The organism is Rhizobium sophoriradicis, from assembly GCF_003939025.1.
Classification (GTDB): domain Bacteria; phylum Pseudomonadota; class Alphaproteobacteria; order Rhizobiales; family Rhizobiaceae; genus Rhizobium; species Rhizobium sophoriradicis.
Genome location: NZ_RQIH01000005.1, coordinates 23772 through 40945 on the forward strand (window position 1 = coordinate 23772; position 17174 = coordinate 40945).

At 61.7% G+C, this 17174-nt stretch carries 18 protein-coding genes and 1 tRNA gene; 11 read left to right on the forward strand and 8 right to left on the reverse strand.

Annotated elements, in window-relative coordinates:
- Nucleotides 1-139: 139 nt before the first annotated feature.
- On the forward strand, nt 140-1555 hold the full coding sequence (locus EFR00_RS09120; RefSeq protein WP_077992426.1) for a lipopolysaccharide biosynthesis protein: 1416 nt from the start codon (nt 140-142) through the stop codon (nt 1553-1555).
- On the forward strand, nt 1556-2833 hold the full coding sequence (locus EFR00_RS09125) for a GNAT family N-acetyltransferase (RefSeq protein ID WP_009993246.1): 1278 nt from the start codon (nt 1556-1558) through the stop codon (nt 2831-2833).
- Here the strand turns inward: EFR00_RS09125 and EFR00_RS09130 are convergent.
- Nucleotides 2830-4458 carry an AMP-binding protein gene (locus EFR00_RS09130; RefSeq protein WP_077991994.1) on the reverse strand — a complete coding sequence of 543 codons (1629 nt, stop codon included), beginning with the start codon at nt 4456-4458 and terminating at the stop codon, nt 2830-2832. The genes EFR00_RS09125 and EFR00_RS09130 overlap by 4 nt on opposite strands.
- A gap of 200 nt (nt 4459-4658) precedes the next feature.
- On the opposite strand from EFR00_RS09130, the gene EFR00_RS09135 reads away from it, so the two are divergent.
- Nucleotides 4659-5639: an aldo/keto reductase gene (locus EFR00_RS09135; RefSeq protein ID WP_077991995.1), complete on the forward strand. Its 981-nt coding sequence runs from the start codon at nt 4659-4661 to the stop codon at nt 5637-5639.
- 191 nt (nt 5640-5830) lie between these two features.
- On the opposite strand, the gene EFR00_RS09140 is transcribed toward EFR00_RS09135, so the two are convergent.
- Nucleotides 5831-6409, reverse strand: coding sequence for a TetR/AcrR family transcriptional regulator (locus tag EFR00_RS09140; RefSeq protein ID WP_077991996.1), 579 nt, complete (start codon nt 6407-6409; stop codon nt 5831-5833).
- 133 nt (nt 6410-6542) lie between these two features.
- On the opposite strand from EFR00_RS09140, the gene EFR00_RS09145 reads away from it, so the two are divergent.
- The gene (locus tag EFR00_RS09145) at nt 6543-7838 is read left to right on the forward strand and encodes an MFS transporter (RefSeq protein WP_077991997.1); all 1296 of its coding nucleotides are present in this window, start codon (nt 6543-6545) and stop codon (nt 7836-7838) included.
- Between the two features lie 124 nt (nt 7839-7962).
- Nucleotides 7963-8047 (forward strand) — tRNA-Leu (locus EFR00_RS09150).
- Nucleotides 8048-8193: 146 nt separating this feature from the next.
- Here the strand turns inward: EFR00_RS09150 and EFR00_RS09155 are convergent.
- Together EFR00_RS09155 and EFR00_RS09160 are read right to left on the reverse strand one after the other, a co-directional pair.
- Entirely contained in the window at nt 8194-8481 is a 288-nt protein-coding gene (locus EFR00_RS09155; protein WP_003589997.1) for a hypothetical protein, read from the reverse strand.
- 167 nt (nt 8482-8648) lie between these two features.
- The gene (locus EFR00_RS09160; RefSeq protein ID WP_077991998.1) at nt 8649-8933 is read right to left on the reverse strand and encodes a hypothetical protein; all 285 of its coding nucleotides are present in this window, start codon (nt 8931-8933) and stop codon (nt 8649-8651) included.
- A gap of 211 nt (nt 8934-9144) precedes the next feature.
- Here EFR00_RS09160 and EFR00_RS09165 point away from each other — a divergent pair, with 211 nt between their 5' ends.
- Nucleotides 9145-10893, forward strand: a complete 1749-nt coding sequence (locus EFR00_RS09165) for a cation:proton antiporter domain-containing protein (protein ID WP_039623541.1) — start codon at nt 9145-9147, stop codon at nt 10891-10893.
- Between the two features lie 31 nt (nt 10894-10924).
- Here EFR00_RS09165 and EFR00_RS09170 read toward each other — a convergent pair whose 3' ends face one another.
- Nucleotides 10925-11215: a hypothetical protein gene (locus tag EFR00_RS09170; RefSeq protein ID WP_038691566.1), complete on the reverse strand. Its 291-nt coding sequence runs from the start codon at nt 11213-11215 to the stop codon at nt 10925-10927.
- Nucleotides 11216-11416: 201 nt separating this feature from the next.
- On the opposite strand from EFR00_RS09170, the gene EFR00_RS09175 reads away from it, so the two are divergent.
- Complete coding sequence (locus EFR00_RS09175; protein WP_077992000.1) at nt 11417-12013, forward strand: YqaA family protein; 597 nt, start codon at nt 11417-11419, stop codon at nt 12011-12013.
- Between the two features lie 22 nt (nt 12014-12035).
- A complete protein-coding gene (locus tag EFR00_RS09180) occupies nt 12036-12551 on the forward strand; it encodes a disulfide bond formation protein B (RefSeq protein WP_009991727.1) in 516 nt (171 codons plus the stop codon).
- 10 nt (nt 12552-12561) lie between these two features.
- On the opposite strand, the gene EFR00_RS09185 is transcribed toward EFR00_RS09180, so the two are convergent.
- Nucleotides 12562-13119, reverse strand: a complete 558-nt coding sequence (locus EFR00_RS09185) for an HNH endonuclease (protein WP_077992002.1) — start codon at nt 13117-13119, stop codon at nt 12562-12564.
- A gap of 111 nt (nt 13120-13230) precedes the next feature.
- Complete coding sequence (locus EFR00_RS09190) at nt 13231-13875, reverse strand: DNA-3-methyladenine glycosylase family protein (protein WP_077992434.1); 645 nt, start codon at nt 13873-13875, stop codon at nt 13231-13233.
- Between the two features lie 47 nt (nt 13876-13922).
- On the opposite strand from EFR00_RS09190, the gene gluQRS reads away from it, so the two are divergent.
- The gene (gene gluQRS, locus EFR00_RS09195; protein WP_009993290.1) at nt 13923-14804 is read left to right on the forward strand and encodes a tRNA glutamyl-Q(34) synthetase GluQRS; all 882 of its coding nucleotides are present in this window, start codon (nt 13923-13925) and stop codon (nt 14802-14804) included.
- Here gluQRS and EFR00_RS09200 read toward each other — a convergent pair.
- Entirely contained in the window at nt 14769-15692 is a 924-nt protein-coding gene (locus EFR00_RS09200) for a YihY/virulence factor BrkB family protein (RefSeq protein ID WP_010061047.1), read from the reverse strand. The two genes, gluQRS and EFR00_RS09200, sit on opposite strands and share 36 nt — an antisense overlap.
- Nucleotides 15693-15767: 75 nt before the next feature.
- Between EFR00_RS09200 and EFR00_RS09205 the strand changes: the two genes are divergently transcribed.
- Both EFR00_RS09205 and EFR00_RS09210 read left to right on the forward strand, forming a co-directional pair.
- The gene (locus EFR00_RS09205) at nt 15768-16601 is read left to right on the forward strand and encodes an SDR family oxidoreductase (protein WP_077992004.1); all 834 of its coding nucleotides are present in this window, start codon (nt 15768-15770) and stop codon (nt 16599-16601) included.
- 17 nt (nt 16602-16618) lie between these two features.
- Nucleotides 16619-16822 carry a twin transmembrane helix small protein gene (locus EFR00_RS09210; protein WP_038691576.1) on the forward strand — a complete coding sequence of 68 codons (204 nt, stop codon included), beginning with the start codon at nt 16619-16621 and terminating at the stop codon, nt 16820-16822.
- Nucleotides 16823-17174 lie beyond the last annotated feature (352 nt).

The window sequence follows — 17174 nt, forward strand, 5'->3', positions numbered from 1 at the left end:
GCATTTGCTTTTCTGCGGCAACGCCTGGCAGCTCGGATTCCAGGTCCGCGGCCAGGGCCGTCCCGGAACCGTTTCTTAACCCTGCTCTGTCAAAACTTCGGGGACGATTTGCCTGACCTCAGAGTTTTGCGTGTTCATCATGGCGGTCATAGAAACAGCGGAGAAGATGCTGCCGGCGGGCCTGCGCCCGATCGGCGGCCGAACGCTGCGCATGCTTGCGGCCGTGCTGACCGAAGGCGGCGAGAAGGCCGTCGCTCAGCGCATGGCGCTGACGGCCTTTTCTATCCGCATCCTCAGCGCCGCACTCGCCTTCGTCTCCCAGATCCTGCTCGCCCGGCTGATGGGCGAATATGAATACGGCATCTTCGTTTTCGTCTGGGTGCTGGTCGTCGTCTTCGGCGACCTCTCCTGCCTTGGCTTCCACACCGCGATCATCCGCTTTCTGCCGCAGTACAAGGCGGCGGGCGCCTTCGAGGAAATCCGTGGTCTGACCGGTGCGGCACGCATCTTCGCGCTGCTGTCCGGCACGGCAATGCTTGCCGCCGGCATGCTCGGGCTGCATCTCTTCGGTGATCTGATCGAGCCCTATTATCTCGTCCCGATTTTCCTCGGCCTGTTTGCCATGCCGATGATCGCGCTGGGCGATATTCTGGAAGGCACCTCGCGGGCGAATCACTGGCCGGTGATGGCGCTGGGCCCGGTCTATATTATCCGGCCGATCCTCATCATCGCCTGCATGCTGATTGCGATTGCGACGGGCGCGGAGCATACGGCCGTCACCGCCATGCAGGCGGCGCTCGTGGCCACCTTCGTCACCGCCCTCGGCCAATATGGCGCGACGCTTTACCGCCTTCGCCGGCATTATGACGACGGCCCGCGCAAGGTCGATTTCCTCGCCTGGCTCAGCGTCGCCTTCCCGATCTTCCTGATCGAGGGCGTCAGCTTCCTGCTGACCAATTCCGACGTCGTCGTTGTCGGCATCTTCCTCGAGCCGCATGACGTCGCCATCTATTTCGCCGCCGCCAAGACCATGGCGCTGGTGCATTTCATCAATTTTTCCGTCAAGGCCGCTTCCGGCCCGCGTTTTTCCTCGATCATCGCCGAGGGCGACCATGCCCAGTTGGCGATCGCCGCCACCGATGCCGCCCGTTGGACCTTCTGGCCGGCGCTCGGCGTCGGCCTCGCGGTGCTCGCGGCCGGCAACCTGCTGCTGTCGCTGTTCGGCGGGGCCTTCACCGCGGGTTATCTTGTCATGGCGATCCTGCTTGCCGGCATTCTCGCCAAATCGCTGGTCGGCCCGGCTGAAACGCTGCTGATGATGGCGGGTAAGCAGAACCTCTGCGTCGCCCTCTATGCCGGTGCATTGGCCGCCAATGTCGGTCTCAACCTCGCTTTGATCCCGCATTACGGCATCGAAGGCACCGCGATTGCCACCGCCTCGGCCATGGCGGTCGAGGCCGTTCTTCTGCATGTCGCCGTGCGCCGCACGCTCGGCATTGTCCTCTTCGCCTTCGCCAGCCCCTCCGCCGCAACGCCAGAAATGAGAGTTCGATAGATGGTGCGTCCGCCCCCCGTCACCGAAAGCACCGACCGCATCACCAACCGCATGATCCATGATCTCGCGTCGCTGCATTTCGAGGCACCGCAGGCCGAGGCCCGTGCCGAGATCGGCCGGCCCGGACGCGAACTTTGCCTCTATCCCGGCAAGCTCGGCTACGACCTTCAGGACGAGCTCGACTTCCTCTCCAACCGGGCGATGGAGCCGAACGTCTTTTTCTCCGGCCGCTTCCTTGCGCCCGCCATGCCGCGGCTCGAAGACAGGCAGGTGAATTTCGCCCTGATCCGCGACCACAATGTCGGCCGCAGCCGCATGCGTTTCCTGCTACCGTTTTCGGTCGACAAGCCGGGCTTTGCCGTCGGTCCCTCGATCATCCGCGGCTGGTCGAACAGCTTCGGCCCGCTCGGCACGCCGCTCGTCGACAGCGAGGATGCGGCCGAAACCCTCGACAATTTCTTCGAGGGGCTGACCATTCCTGATCTCAACCTGCCGGGCACCCTGGTCCTGCCGGATCTGAGATTGAACGGTATTTTCGTGCGCATGCTCAAGGCCGTGGCGCTCGGCCGCAATCTGCCGCTCACCGTGACCAATCCCTATCTGCGCCCGATGCTGCAGAGCGAGGAAGAGGCGCCTGCCTATCTCAGCAAGACCATCTCCTCCTCGCATATGCGCGAGATGCGTCGCCAGTGGCGTCAGCTGGAAGAACTCGGGAAGGCGGTCTATGCCGTCGCCCGCCAGCCACGCGAAATCCACGTGCGTTTCGAGGAGTTCCTGGCGATGGAAGCCGGCGGTTGGAAGGGTAAACGACGAAGCGCTCTCGTCACCGATCGCTATCATACCGCCTTCGCCCGTGAGGCGGTGTCGAACCTTGCCGCCGTCGATGCCGTACGCATCCATACGATCGACCTCAACGGCAAGGCGATCGCTGCCATCGTCGTTTTGATGATGGGCGGCGAGGCATATACCTGGAAGACCGCTTATGACGAGAATTATGCCCGCTATTCGCCGGGCAAGCTGTTGATGAGCGAACTCACCGAATGGCATCTCGACGACGCCAATATCGTCCGCTCCGATTCCTGCGCCGTCTCCGACCACCCGATCATGAGCCGCTTCTGGCAGGAGCGCGAGGAGATGGGAACGCTGGTGATCGGCCTGACGCAGAACGGCGACCGCGACATGCGCCAGGTCGCCGCCCAGCTCCACATGTACCGCAGCACCCGCAACATGGCGAAGATGCTGCGCGAGAAGATCATGTCGCTCGCCGGCCGGGGCTAACCTTCCGTCGCAGCTTTCTCTCGCAGCAGCCGGCGGATCACCTTGCCGGTCGTCGTCAGCGGCAGTGACTCGACGAATTCCACCTCGCGCGGATATTCGTGCATCGAAAGCCGCATCTTCACCCAGTCCCTGATATCGGCCGCCAGCGCCTCGCTCGGCGAGTGGCCCGGCGCCAGCACGATATAGGCTTTGACGATCTCAGTGCGCAGTGGATCGGGTTTGCCGACGGCGGCGGCAAGCTGCACGGCGGGATGACCGACCAGGCAATCCTCGATCTCGGCCGGGCCGATGCGATATCCCGACGAGGTGATGACATCGTCGTCGCGGCCTTCGAAGGTGACGTAGCCGTCCGCGTCCTGCCGGCCGATATCACCGGTGAGCAGCCAGTCCTTGACGAATTTTCGCGTCGTCGCCGCCGCGTCATTCCAATAGCCGAGGAACATGACGGGATCGGGACTGGCGATGGCGATCTGGCCCGGCTCGCCTGCCGGCAGTTCATCCCCCTCATCGTTGACGATCGCGACGCGGTGTCCCGGCACCGCCCGGCCGATAGCACCGGCTCTGCTGACATCGTAGGCAGCGGCAGACGAGAGCACGAAATTGCATTCCGTCTGGCCGTAGAATTCGTTGACGGTGATGCCGAGCGTGCGCCGCGCCCATTCATAGGTTTCGCGGCCGAGCGCCTCCCCGGCAGAGCCGATCGTGCGCAGCACCAGATCATATTTCGAGCGGGGATTGGAAACCGAGCGCATCAGCCTCAGCGCCGTCGGCGGGATGAAGGCATTGCGCACGTCCATCTCCGCCATGATCCGATAGGCCATGTCGGCATCGAATTTCTGCGCCGGCGACGAGACGACGGGAACGCCGAGCAGAAGGCTCGGCAGCAGCGCGTTAAGCAGACCACCGGCCCAGGCCCAGTCGGACGGCGTCCAGACCTTGTCGCCCACCTTTGGAAAACCCTCATGGGCGAACTGCATGCCGGGAATATGGCCGGGCAGGACGCGGTGGCCATGCAACGCCCCTTTCGGCGGCCCTGTTGTCCCGGAGGTGAAGATCATCAGCGCCGGATCGTCGGGCGTTGTCTTCTCGCCTTCGAAGACGGGCGCATAGGATACGATGAGATCGGCAAAGGAGAGAGCGTCCGGAGCGCCATCGACGCTGATCACATGCCGCAACTCCGGCAGACGATCGCGGATTTGCCGGATCCGATCGAGGCCGAAATCATTGGTGACGATTGCCGCCGCACCCGAGATCCTCAGCCGATATTCCAGCGCCTCGATGCCGAACAGCAACGCCAGCGGCAAGGCGATCGCGCCCATCTTATAGATTGCGACATGCGCAACCACGGTCTCGAAGGACTGGGGCATCAGCAGAGCGACGCGATCGCCGCGCTTGATGCCAAGCGATGCCAGCACATTGGCGAACATCGAAGAGCTGCCGGAGAGTTCGCCATAGGTCAGCGAAAGATGATTGCCGTCCGGACTGAAATGCTCGAGACAGACACGCTCCGGATCTCGCGCCGCCCAATCGTCGCTGACGGCGCGGCCGATATTGAAGTCTTCCGGAATCCGCCAGGAGAAATCACGATAGAGATCGTCGTAACGATCATGGGAGGGCAGTCGCATAGTCTGGCTTCCGGTGAAATGCTGCAGCAGCTAACACCTTGCGGCGCGGATGTGCAAGCCGGCGACGGAAACGGCGGCCCCATCACTTATCATTGTACGCATCGCCGCGCCGATTCCGCGTGCGCCTCCCTGCGACTTTGACGGTTTCGCACTAGATCATCAAACGCCGCACGGGGTGTCTCATTTCACGGAGTCGTTTCATGGAATACGTCAAATTCGGAAAGACCGGTCTCGAAGTGTCGAAAATCTGCCTGGGCTGCATGACCTTCGGCGATCCGGGCCGCGGCAATCATGCCTGGAGCCTGCGGGAAGAGGAAAGCCGGGCAATGATCAAGCAGGCGATCGACCTCGGCATCAATTTTCTCGATACGGCCAACACCTATTCCAACGGTTCCTCGGAAGAGATCGTCGGCCGCGCCATCAAAGACTTCGCCAAGCGCGAGGATATCGTTCTGGCGACCAAGGTGTTCAATCGCATGCGGCCGGGTCCAAACGGCGCCGGCCTTTCACGCAAGGCGATCTTCGACGAGATCGACAATAGTCTTCGCCGTCTCGGCACCGACTATGTCGACCTCTACCAGATCCACCGTTTCGACTACACGACGCCGATCGAGGAAACGCTGGAAGCGCTGCATGATGTCGTCAAAGCGGGCAAGGCGCGTTATATCGGTGCCTCCTCGATGTATGCCTGGCAATTCGCCAAGGCGCTCTACGTCTCCCGGCTGAACGGCTGGACGGAATTCGTCAGCATGCAGAACCATCTGAACCTGCTCTACCGCGAGGAGGAGCGCGAAATGCTGCCGCTCTGCGAAGACCAGAAGATCGCCGTCATTCCCTGGAGCCCTCTTGCCCGCGGCCGTCTGACCCGCGACTGGGACGAGATGACGGCGCGCAGCGAGACCGACGAATTCGGCAAGACGCTCTACACGCAATCGATCGATGCCGACCGCAGGATCGTCGAGGCCGTGGCCGACATCGCCAGCGCCCGCGGCATTTCCCGCGCCCAGGTCGCCACCGCCTGGATCCTGCAGAAGAGCGTGGTGACCGCGCCGATCATCGGCGCGTCCAAACCGAACCATCTGGCAGATGCCGTCGCTTCGCTCACGGTCAAGCTCACTGCCGAGGAAATCGCCGTGCTGGAATCACCCTACATCCCGCACGCCGTCGCCGGCTTCAAATAGCTGCATCCTCTTCTCGGCGCCCTCATAAAGGCAGATCCTCTCCCGGCCGCGGGAGAGGAGTGGGATACGGCACCCAGCGGTCACAGCTCCGTCCTAGCGGTTACCTGAATATCGAGTAATCGGCTGTCATGACCACCGTTTCTTCACCGAGATCGTTGAGGCCAATGCGCTCATCGCCTTGCGCGACCAAATTATTTCCGCCTACCGGGATCGAGCTGCCGGCGCATCGTCACCAGAAACTGCTCGGCAAGCGCCCGGTCCTCGACAGCACGGGCCAGAATAACGGCGCCGATCATCGATGAGAGCGTGGTGGCGGCATTGGCGCGGCGCTCCTCGGCGGTGTCGCCGGGAACAATATCGGCAAGCGTTTCGACCAGCACCGACAGCCCGTCGCTAAAGACGGCGCGGACGGCGCCGCGGCTGCGGCTGACCTCCTGGATCAGCGTTGCGAAGACGCAGCTGCCGCCCGGATCGTCGACCGTACGCCAATGGATATAATGGTCGAGAAGCGTTTCGAGCGGCCGGTCCGGCGAACTGGCGATATGCTCCTTCCAGCGCGTTTCGACCTTGTCGATCAGCTTGCGGCTGACCTCTAGCGCCAGCTCGTCCTTCGAAGCGAAATGACCGTAGAAGCCGCCATGCGTCAGCCCCGCCGCCTTCATAATGTCGGCGACGCCAACCCCGTCGAAACCGTTCTCGCGGAAAAGCACGCCGGCAACGCTCAGGATCTTTTCGCGGTTTTCGGCAAATTTTTCGCGGCTGACCCGCATTGCTCATCTCCAGAAAATAGTCGCTTGACAAAATATATGACGCCCATCATGAATACGCAAGAAATATGATGACCATCATGTAAATCGGCAGTCCCGCAGCGCCCTCAAATTGAATTCGAACGGAATCTTGCCCATGGTTTCCACCGTCCTTGCCTCAACCCTTGCCCGGCGCAACATTCATTACGGCTGGGTCGTCGTTGCCGCCACCTTCCTCACCATGTTGGTGACAGCGGGCGCCATGGGCGCACCCGGCGTGCTGATTAAGCCGCTGCAGGACGAATTCGGTTGGGAAACCTCGCAGATTTCCTCCGCACTGGCGATCCGGCTGATCCTTTTCGGCTTCATGGGGCCGTTTGCCGCCGCCTTCATGAATTATTTCGGCGTGCGCAAGGTCATAGTCTTTGCATTGGCGCTGATCGGCATAGGCTTCGTCGGCTCGCTGTTCATGACAACGTTGTGGCAGCTCCTGCTGCTCTGGGGCATCGTCGTCGGCTTCGGCACCGGATTGACGGCCATGGTGCTCGCCGCGACGGTGTCGACGCGCTGGTTCACCAGGCATCGCGGCCTTGTCGTCGGCATGCTTTCGGCAAGCTCGGCCACCGGCCAGCTCGTCTTTCTGCCGCTGATGGCGGAACTGACCGAGCGTTACGGCTGGCGCTCGACGGTATTCTTCGTCTGCGCCATGATCATGGTCGCCGCCCTTGCCGTTCTCGCCTTCATGCGCGACCGGCCGGCTGACGTCAATTTGCCCTCGTTGGGCGAGGAGCATGTGACGCCGGCACCGGCCAGGCCGACGCTCGGCGCTGCCCTGATGACGCCGATCACCACGCTTCGCGAGATTTCAACCACCTCGACCTTCTGGATCCTCTTTGCCACCTTCTTCATCTGCGGTCTCAGCACCAACGGCCTGATCCAGACCCATTTCGTCACCCTCTGCGGCGATTTCGGCATCGTGCCGGTGGCCGCCGCCAGCGTGCTGGCCGTCATGGGCATCTTCGATTTCTTCGGCACGATCGGCTCCGGCTGGCTGTCCGACCGGTTCGACAATCGCTGGCTGCTGTTCTGGTACTACGGCCTGCGTGGCCTGTCGCTGCTCTATCTGCCCTTCAGCGATTTCAGCTTCTACGGCCTTTCGATCTTCGCCATCTTCTATGGCCTCGACTGGATCGCCACCGTGCCGCCGACCGTCAAGATCGCCGCCGACCGCTTCGGCCGTGAAAAGGCCGGCCTCGTCTTCGGCTGGGTCTTTGCCGGCCATCAGTTGGGCGCCGCCACCGCCGCCTATGGCGCCGGCCTCTCGCGCACGGAACTGTCGAGCTATCTGCCCGCCTTCTTCGTCGCCGGCGCCTTCTGCCTGCTGGCCTCGATCCTGGCGCTCACGCTGAAGAAATCAGGCCTGCCGAGCGCGGCTCCTGCCGCCGCCCATTGATCAAGCAAGATCCGGCCTCGAAGCAAGGCCGGATTTCTCCACTCGATCAGTCCGATAACTTAGCCCGACCGTCTTGCGCGCGCGGGCGCTCACATGTTAGACAGCCGCCCGGTCTGTATCCGTTGCCCCATTGGCGGAATTGGTAGACGCGCTCGACTCAAAATCGAGTTTCGAAAGAAGTGCTGGTTCGACTCCGGCATGGGGCACCAGCCTACGCTCTGTGAGCTTCGGCTCGGCGAGCCGAAGCTTACAGAGCGTAGGCTGTCGCGCCGTAGTTCCGTCAGGAACGAAGGCGGACTGGTTTCGACCAGCAGCGCCTCGATCCCGATACGGGACAATCCGCATCCAGCTGAAACTATTTATTCTTCAGCAGCCACATCTTGCCGGCCATGGTGATGCCGTAGACGTCTTTCGAGACATCGTCATCGAGGTGCCGCCGCTCAAGGAAACCCGGCTCCTTCAGCTCGCCCAGCGTCTTAGCGGTGACCGATTTGATTTTCTGAGGCCGCTCTTTCCAGCGGTCGTTCTTCGCGTAGGTCACCGTTGCGTTCTGATGCGTCCATTTATTGGCCGGCTGAGGGTAAAGGTCTCCATCCCTGGCGAGTTTCAGCGCGGCGATCTGGGACGGCGTAAGTTCAATCATACTCGAAAATCCTGTGCAGGCGGTGTTTGCGCTGCAAATGCGCTACTACCAAAGGCGTGCTCATAACACCGATGGGCGCGTTTCACCACTGCATTGAGAGTATGCCCGGCATGAAAGGCGAAAACCCGGCTCTTTGAACCGGGCCCCGCCCTTCTGTGATAGTTTCATCAGTTACAGCGCCGCACAGTCCTGGTAACCTCGCCGTCCTCGGTCTGGCGGGTGACGCTCCTGGTTTCGCATCCATTGTCGCGATAGCGACGGCGTTCGCGTTCGCGGACACCGAAGGTCACGCCGCGCTCGCTGATGGTAATCCCGGGCCGGACCCGCTCCTGGCGATAGCCGTCGTCATCATAGGTGCGCTCTCGGACATAGATGCTGTCGGCGAGGACAGGTGTTGCAAACGAACAGGCGGCAAGCGCCGCCACAGTACAGTTCAGGATGAACTTCCGCATGTCGTTTCTCCTTCTCGTGATGAGGGGGCAACGACCTAAGCTAAAACTGGTTCCACATCGCTGGCGCGCCGGCCATGGCGATCCTTTGCCGAGAATATCTGTTCCCGACTGGCCAAGAGCGCCGACCAGGCCCTCAAAATGCAAATCAACTGTTTAATTTTGCTTAGGCTTCGTCCAAGGTGGCGACCGTTACCATCAGATGAGGGCGGACGTGCATCAGGAAGTAGGACTTATCGCGACGGTCGCCGTCAGTTTCGTTTTCGCGGCGGTCCTCGGCTATGGCGCGGACCGGCTCCGGCTGCCGCCGCTCGTCGGCTATCTGATGGCAGGTATCCTGATTGGGCCCCTGACGCCCGGCTTCGTCGCCGACACGGCCCTTGCCGGCCAGCTCGCCGAAATGGGCGTCATTCTGCTGATGTTCGGCGTCGGCTTGCATTTTTCCGCCTCCGATCTGCTCGCCGTGCGCGGCATCGCCGTGCCCGGCGCGATCGGACGGATTTGCCTCGCCACGCTGCTGGGCATCGGCCTTTGCAAGCTCTGGGGCTGGAGCCTCGGCGCCGGGATTGTCTTCGGCCTCAGCCTGTCGGTTGCGAGCACCGTCGTGCTCCTGAAGGCGCTGGAGGAGCGCAATCTTGTCAATGCGGCAAGCGGACGCGTCGCTGTCGGTTGGCTGATCGTCGAAGATCTGGCGATGGTTCTGGCCTTGGTGCTGCTGCCGGCGCTGGCAGAACTTCTCGGTGGCCATGCCGTCGATGCGACCAATCACGGTCTCGGCGAACTGCCGCTGACGCTGACGATCGGGCTGACCTTGTTGAAGGTGGCGGCTTTCGCCGCCATGGCGATCTTCCTCGGCCCTCGGATCGTGCCCTGGCTGCTGACGATGATCGCCCGCACCGGCTCGCGCGAACTCTTCACGCTGACGGTGCTGGCGATCGCGCTCGGCATCGCCTTCGGCTCGGCCGCGATCTTCGGCGTCTCCTTTGCGCTCGGCGCCTTCTTCGCCGGCGTCATCATGAGCGAATCCCAGCTCAGCCACCGAGCCGCGGCCGATTCGCTGCCGTTGCAGAACGCCTTCTCCGTGCTGTTCTTCGTCTCCGTCGGCATGCTCTTCGACCCCTCGATCCTGGTGCGCGAGCCGCTGGCCGTAATCGGCGCGCTGGCGCTCGTCATTGTCGGCAAGGCCATCATCACCTTCGCGATCGTCATGCTGCTGCGCTATCCGATCAGCATGGGCCTGACCTTGGCCGGCGGACTTGCTCAGATTGGCGAATTTTCATTCATCCTCGCCGGCCTCGGCGTCTCGCTCGGGCTTCTGCCGCATGAGGGCCAGGATCTGATCCTTGCCGCCGCGATCCTGTCGATTACTCTCAACCCCGTCGTGATCTTCGCGAGCGACGGCCTTAAGAAATATATGCATTCGACATGGCCTCTCCTTTTCGAAAGCTACGGCAGAAAGAAGCAGAAGACGCTCAGCAAGGAACTGGAAAAGATCAGGGCGCTCGGCGAGGAGCGCGAACGCCAGTACCAGCTGAAGATGCAGCAGCTGATCGAAACTTTCCCTCTATTCTCCCAGGTCGGCGAGGACGCACAGGAGGAGCTTCTACTGCTCTTCAAGGCAAAGGCCGCCCCGCCTGGAGAACGCGTCATCCGCCGCGGCGATCGCGGCGATAGCATGTATTTCATCTCCTCGGGCGCCGTCGAAGTGCGGCTCGCCAGCGGCGCGATCCGCCTCGAACCGGGCGCCTTCTTCGGCGAGATGGCGCTGCTGAGCGGCGGACGGCGCACGGCCGACGTCATCGCCGTCGACTTCTGCCAGTTCGAGGTGCTCGAGCGGCGCGACTTCAACATGTTCATGTCGCACCATCCCAATCTGCGGGCGATCGTCAGCGAAATGGCCCAGAAGCGCACGGAGATGAACGTGCTGCGTCAGCAATGGGAAAAATCGATGGATCTGTCCTGAAACCGCAGTCCGCCATCGTGCCGCGATCCGTTCAGGAATATGCCGGCCAGTAACCGTCGGAACGGAAATCCGCGGGGATGGGATCGAGCCGCGACAGCGCTTCGGCGGCGAAATCGATCTGCATCGACAGATATTGCAGCGCCGCCGGCATCGGGGCGCCGGTCACAAATTCCCGGATGCGGGAGGGATGATAACCGCTGTCGTTGAGCCGCCGGACGGCTTCCCGGCGGACGTCGTCGCGGTTCGGCCTGCCGTCCTCCTCGATACGCCAGTCCGTCAACGCGGCCTGCCCAAGGCCGCCTTCGATCACCTTGAATTTCATGTCTCGCCACCCTGCATTCCGACGCGAAAAAGCTTGCCGCAGAATGGCTGATTCGCAATCTTGCGAAATCTTGGAAGACGCGCACACACTCCGGCGTCACAAAATTTTTAGACCGAGGTGGCACGAAGGACACGGACGAGCATTTACAGCGCTGCCTGCGGCCCCTAAAGCTCTTTTGCATCGCAACAGGAAAGGAACGGAATGCTCCGCAGACTTTACGATTGGACCATGTCTCTGGCCGCGCGCAAATCGGCCGAAGTCTGGCTCGCCGTCATCGCCTTCGTCGAAAGCTCCGTCTTTCTCGTCCCTGCCGATGTGCTTTTCCTGCCGATGGCGCTCGCCAAACCGGAACGCTCCTATCGCTACGCGTTGGTTGCGACCATCGCCTCCGTGCTCGGCGGCATCGCCGGCTGGGCGCTCGGCTATTACGCCTATGATGCAATCGCCAGACCAGTTCTTGAGTTCTACAGCAAATTCGATGAATTCGAGCAATGGCGAAGCGCAATTCACGGCGAATGGGAAATCCTGTTACTATTGCTGGTGACTTCCGGCTTAGCACACCTTCCGCCGATTAAGGTCGTGACCATTCTGGCTGGCGTCATTGGCATGAATCTAGGCTTCTTTGTTATTTCCGCGATCATAGCTCGCGGTGCTCGGTTCCTGCTTTTGGCGTGGCTGCTTCGTCGATATGGCGAGCCAATCCGCCATTTCGTCGAGAAACGCCTTGGTCAGATCGTCGGCATCGGTGCAGGCGTCCTCATCACACTCGGAATCGCGTATAAACTGCTTGCCCACTGAGCCAATTTCGCGGAGTTCCGCCATGACTGCCACTTCTTCGCCGCTCGCCCGCCCCGGCTTTATCTATTCTATATTGCTCGCTATCGGCATGGCTGCGGTGGTCGGCGCCGCGATCGGTTTCCAGTATATCGGCGGCTATATTCCCTGCGCCCTCTGCCTGCTGCAGCGGCAACCTTATTATTATGCCATTCCGATCGCCATTCTCGCTGCGATCTGCGAGCTCGCCGGTCTGCCGAACTGGATTTCCCGCGCAATGATTCTCGCGGCCGGCATCCTGATGCTCGTTACAGCCGGCATGGGCGTCTATCACGCCGGCGTGGAATGGCACTTCTGGCCGGGCCCGGCCACTTGCTCGACGACGGCAAACGGGCTGACGAGCAATGCCGGCGATCTGCTCACCGAGCTCAATACGATCAAAGGCCCCTCCTGCACCGATGCGGCGCTGAGAGTGCTCGGCCTGTCTTTTGCAGGCTGGAATGTAATCGCAGGAGTTCTACTCGCGGCCTTCGCCTTTGTCGGCGTCCGCAAGGCCGCGTGATCAGGATCGATCAGGGCTGCAGCTCAGTATCCCAGTAGAGATAATCGAGCCAGCTGTCATGCAGATAGTTCGGCGGAAACAGCCGGCCGTTATTGTGCAGATCCTGCACGGTCGGCTGATAGGGCTTCTGCGACGGGAACATGCCCGCCTGCTTCGGAAGCTTGCTGCCCTTGCGCAGATTGCAGGGCGAGCAGGCCGCCACGACATTCTCCCAGGTCGTCTCGCCGCCATGGGCGCGCGGGATGACGTGATCGAAGGTCAGATCGTCATGGGCGCCGCAATACTGGCATTCGAACCGGTCGCGCAGGAAGACGTTGAACCGGGTGAATGCGGGATTACGGGACGGCTGAACGTAGGTCTTCAGGCATACGACACTCGGAAGCCGCATCGAAAAGCTCGGCGAGGAAACTGAATGTTCATATTCTGCAATGATATTCACACGGTCGAGAAATACCGCCTTGATCGCGTCCTGCCAGGACCAAAGCGACAAGGGGTAATAACTCAGCGGCCGATAGTCAGCGTTCAGGACGAGCGCCGGCAGGGCCTGTGGGGAGACTGCAATCGTCAAGGGACTCTCCTGATCGATTCGGCATCTGCACCTGTATATTAGGCCGGTTGTTACAGGATTGTGAAGTCCAATAAATTCAGAGGATAAAGGCAATTTAAAGAGTGTGACCGATCAGCCGACTGGCACCATGTCACGACGCATTTTCGTGGCGTAATAGGCCCAGAAAAGCCGGGCTGCCACCGAGCGCCACGGCGACCAGACTTCCGAAAGCTTGGCAAGCGCCTTCGCTTGCGGCCGCGCCGCAAGTCCGAGCGCCGCGCCGACGGCGTTCTGCAGCGCGACATCGCCGGCCGGAAAGACATCGGCATGGCCGCCGCAGAACATCAGATAGACCTCCGCCGTCCACGGGCCTACGCCCTTCAGCCCCGTCAGTTCGCCAAGCGCTTCGCCCGGCGGCTTCAGGCAGAGCCCGGAAAGATCGAGGCCGCCGGAGGCAACCGCTTCAGCGATCCGCGTCAGCGTATCGGCCTTGGCGCGCGACAGGCCGAATTCCCGCCATGCCTCGGGGTGAAACAGCAGGTAAGCTTCCGCCGTGAGCGGACCGTCCGCCGGCAGCATGCGCCGCCAGATCGCCTCGGCGCTGGCACGCGAGACCATTTGCGACACGATGATATGGGCAAGGCCGGCAAATCCGGGCTCGCGCAGTCGCAGCGGAAGCGGGCCAACATCCGCTGCGATCGGTGCGAGGCGCGGATCGAGGCGAAGCAGCACTTCGAGCCCCAGCCTGACGTCATCGTCGTTGCGAATGATCTGCACCTCGCGCCCCCAGTGGTTCAAAACCAAAATCCGTGGCAGAAGAAAGCATGACCACGAGCGAGCGTCAAAAACCTGTCTTTCGTTTTGCGCCGAGTCCCAACGGATCGCTGCATCTCGGCCATGCCCTGTCGGCCTTTTTGAACCGCGACATGGCCGAAGCCTCTCATGGCCGCCTGCTGCTGCGCATCGAGGATATCGACCAGGCTCGCTGCACCCCCGAATTCGAAGCCGGCATCCTGCGGGACATCGACTGGCTTGGCATCGACTGGGAAAGTCCGGTGCGGCGCCAGTCGGAGCATTTTCCGGAGTACCAGGCGGCGCTGCATGCGCTGATCGAACGTGGCCTGGTCTATCCGGCTTTCCTGACGCGCGGCGAAGTGAAGGCGCGTGTCGCCGCTTACGAGGCAACGGGCCAATCCTGGCCGCGCGATCCCGACGGCACGCCGCATTATCCGCCGATTGATCGCGAGCGGCCGGAAACCGAATGGCGGGAGATCCTTTCCTCCGGGAAAAAACATGCCTGGCGGCTCGACATGCGCAAGGCGCTCGACCTGATCGGCGAACTGCTGTTCTGGACGGAAACCGGTGACGGCAGGACAGGCGAGATCGCCGCCGAACCTGGCGTCTGGGGAGATGTCATCCTGTCGCGCTCGGATGCTCCTTCGAGCTACCATCTGTCGGTGGTAGTCGATGATGCCCTGCAGGGCGTCACCCATGTCGTGCGCGGGCTCGACCTTTTCCACGCCACATCGGTACACCGGCTGCTGCAGGTTCTGCTCGGCCTGCCGCCGCCCCTCTACCACCATCATCGTCTCATTCTCGACGCCGATGGCCGCAAGCTTTCGAAAAGCGAAGGTGACAGCGGGCTCGCCGAATTGCGTGCCCGGGGCATGTCAGGGGCCGACATTCGCCGCCTTGTCGGGCTCTGAGCGCCGTTCGACACGCTCTCTGCCGACGATCGAAAGCGTATGCGAGAACATCCGGAAGACGCGGAACTTGATCAGCGCCGCATTGATCTCCGCGCCGATAATGAAGATGGCGCCGACCATGTAGAGAAAGATCAGCACGATCATCACCGAGGCGAGACCGGCATAGGTTGCCGTATAATTGGCGAAGGTCGCCAGATAGTAGGCAAAGATCAGCGCGCCGGCGAGCCAGAGAAGCAGCGTCAGCAAGACCCCGGGGATAACATCGAAAACCCGCCGCTTGCCGGCCGGCAGCCAGAGATGCATGACCAGCAGGCCGACGGTCAGCACGACAAGTGTGCCGTAAATGCGCCAGCTGAAGACGATGCCGAGCGTATCGGCAAACAGCGGAAACCAATTCCTGGCATAATCGAGCGCCAACGGCACCGCCACCAGCAGGATGCTGATCGCCGCGAAGATGATCACCGCGATCAGCACGTAGCCGAGGCTGGCCAGGCGGGTGAAATACCACGCCCGGGTTTCCTGCACCCGGTAGGCGCGATTGAGCGAGATGCGCAGCGCTTCGACGCCGTTCGATGCGAAATAGGCGGCCGCCAGCACCGAGATCGTCAGCAGCCCGCCGCGTTGAATGGTCAGGACCTGCAGCACCTGGTCGGCCAGCGGCTTGGCGATCGCTTCTGGCCAGGTGTCGAAGATCAGATGGATGGCGGTGGAGGAAAACTGATCGGCGCCGAGGAAGCTTGCAAGCGCGGTACCGAAGATCAGGAAAGGGAAAACCGCAAGCAGGCTCGACAGCGCCACGTGGCTTGCCATCGCAAATCCGTCGTCCTCGACCATATGACAGATCGCGTCATAGACCACGTCGTAGATCGTGCGCAGCACCTTCCGCATTCCGTCTCCGGCTTCGAGATTGTATCCTCTGGCCGAATATGGGAAACGAGTCCCATTTTGTACAGGAATCATTCCATGGTGGAGCAGCGAACAATCGTCGTCACCGGCTGTTCCTCCGGCATCGGCGCTCATTGCGCCCGGGCGCTGAAAGCCGATGGCTGGCGCGTCTTTGCGACGGTACGCAAAACCGATGATCTGGCGGCCCTTCAAGCCGACGGCATTGAAGCCTTCCTGATGGATTATGCCCGAACCGAGACGATCACCGAGCTGGTCGGCACGGCTCTCGAACGCAGCGGCGGTCGCGTCGACGCGCTCTTCAACAACGGCGCCTATGGCCAGCCGGGCGCCGTCGAGGATCTTTCGACGGCAGCGCTGCGCGCCCAGTTCGAAGCGAATTTCTTCGGCTGGCACGAATTGACGCGGCAGGTCATTCCGTCAATGCGCAAACATGGCCAGGGCCGGATCGTGCAATGCTCGTCCATTCTCGGGGTGGTCCCCTATCGCTATCGCGGCGCCTATACCGCCTCCAAATTCGCGCTCGAGGGCCTCAGCATCACCCTGCGCATGGAGCTCCACGGCAGCGGCATCCATGTGAGCCTGATCGAGCCGGGACCGATCGCCACACGTTTCACCGCCAATGCGCTCGCAAAGTTCAATGAGAATATCGACGTCGAGAACTCGCCGCACGCAGCCGATTATATCAGACAGTTGGCGAGGCTCGAGGGTACGGGGCCGGTCAACCGCCATAAACTTGGCCCGGAGGCGGTCTATTCGGTATTGAAACACGCATTGAAGGCGAAAAACCCAAGGCCACATTATCCTGTAACGACTCCGGCTAAACAGGGCATGTTCCTGAAGCGGCTGCTCCCGGCGGGCCTCTTCTACAACCTGATGCGCTGGACGGACTGATTAGAAAGCTGAGCGGCATGTCCACGGTCACCTATATCCTTGCGATCATCGTCATGGGCATCGTCGCCCTGGTGCTGATCCGCGGCCTCTTCAACATGATGAAGGGCGGCGACGCCAACCTTTCCAACAAGCTGATGCAGCTTCGCGTCCTGCTGCAGGCAGTCGCTGTCATCCTGATCATGGTGACGCTCTGGCTGACCGGCGGCGGCCGCCCGACCTGAGGACCGACCTAACTATAGAGGGGTAAATATGGGTACTATCGCCTCCTCGAACTCCCTCATTCCTGTGCACGTCACAGGAATCCAGCCACCGCGCGTCCGCGCGGTGAATAACAAAATCCGACGTTCAAAAGAGTCTCCCGCGCCCAAGGACTTGGGCGCACTGGATTCCTGTGACGAGCACAGGAATGAGGGAGGTGAGGTAAGCGGCTTGAGGACGCACCCCGACGGGGGGTGTGTCAGTATGCCGGGGCGAATTTGGCGAGAAGGCCAACCCCACCCTCAGTCATCCCAGGGCTTGACCCGAGGATCCATCCTCCTAACCGCTGACGGATGCGGTGTGGATGCTCGGGTC

Bases quoted from the DNA above. Each gene is read 5' to 3' on its own strand.
- EFR00_RS09155 (WP_003589997.1), bottom strand. From the start codon at position 8,481: ATGATTGAACTTACGCCGTCCCAGATCGCCGCGCTGAAACTCGCCAGG.
- EFR00_RS09140 (WP_077991996.1), bottom strand. From the start codon at position 6,409: ATGCGGGTCAGCCGCGAAAAATTTGCCGAAAACCGCGAAAAGATCCTG.
- EFR00_RS09205 (WP_077992004.1), top strand. From the start codon at position 15,768: ATGGTGGAGCAGCGAACAATCGTCGTCACCGGCTGTTCCTCCGGCATC.
- EFR00_RS09170 (WP_038691566.1), bottom strand. From the start codon at position 11,215: ATGAAATTCAAGGTGATCGAAGGCGGCCTTGGGCAGGCCGCGTTGACG.
- EFR00_RS09120 (WP_077992426.1), top strand. From the start codon at position 140: ATGGCGGTCATAGAAACAGCGGAGAAGATGCTGCCGGCGGGCCTGCGC.
- EFR00_RS09180 (WP_009991727.1), top strand. From the start codon at position 12,036: ATGACTGCCACTTCTTCGCCGCTCGCCCGCCCCGGCTTTATCTATTCT.
- EFR00_RS09160 (WP_077991998.1), bottom strand. From the start codon at position 8,933: ATGCGGAAGTTCATCCTGAACTGTACTGTGGCGGCGCTTGCCGCCTGT.
- EFR00_RS09145 (WP_077991997.1), top strand. From the start codon at position 6,543: ATGGTTTCCACCGTCCTTGCCTCAACCCTTGCCCGGCGCAACATTCAT.
- EFR00_RS09135 (WP_077991995.1), top strand. From the start codon at position 4,659: ATGGAATACGTCAAATTCGGAAAGACCGGTCTCGAAGTGTCGAAAATC.
- EFR00_RS09175 (WP_077992000.1), top strand. From the start codon at position 11,417: ATGCTCCGCAGACTTTACGATTGGACCATGTCTCTGGCCGCGCGCAAA.
- EFR00_RS09125 (WP_009993246.1), top strand. From the start codon at position 1,556: ATGGTGCGTCCGCCCCCCGTCACCGAAAGCACCGACCGCATCACCAAC.
- EFR00_RS09130 (WP_077991994.1), bottom strand. From the start codon at position 4,458: ATGCGACTGCCCTCCCATGATCGTTACGACGATCTCTATCGTGATTTC.
- gluQRS (WP_009993290.1), top strand. From the start codon at position 13,923: ATGACCACGAGCGAGCGTCAAAAACCTGTCTTTCGTTTTGCGCCGAGT.
- EFR00_RS09200 (WP_010061047.1), bottom strand. From the start codon at position 15,692: ATGCGGAAGGTGCTGCGCACGATCTACGACGTGGTCTATGACGCGATC.
- EFR00_RS09210 (WP_038691576.1), top strand. From the start codon at position 16,619: ATGTCCACGGTCACCTATATCCTTGCGATCATCGTCATGGGCATCGTC.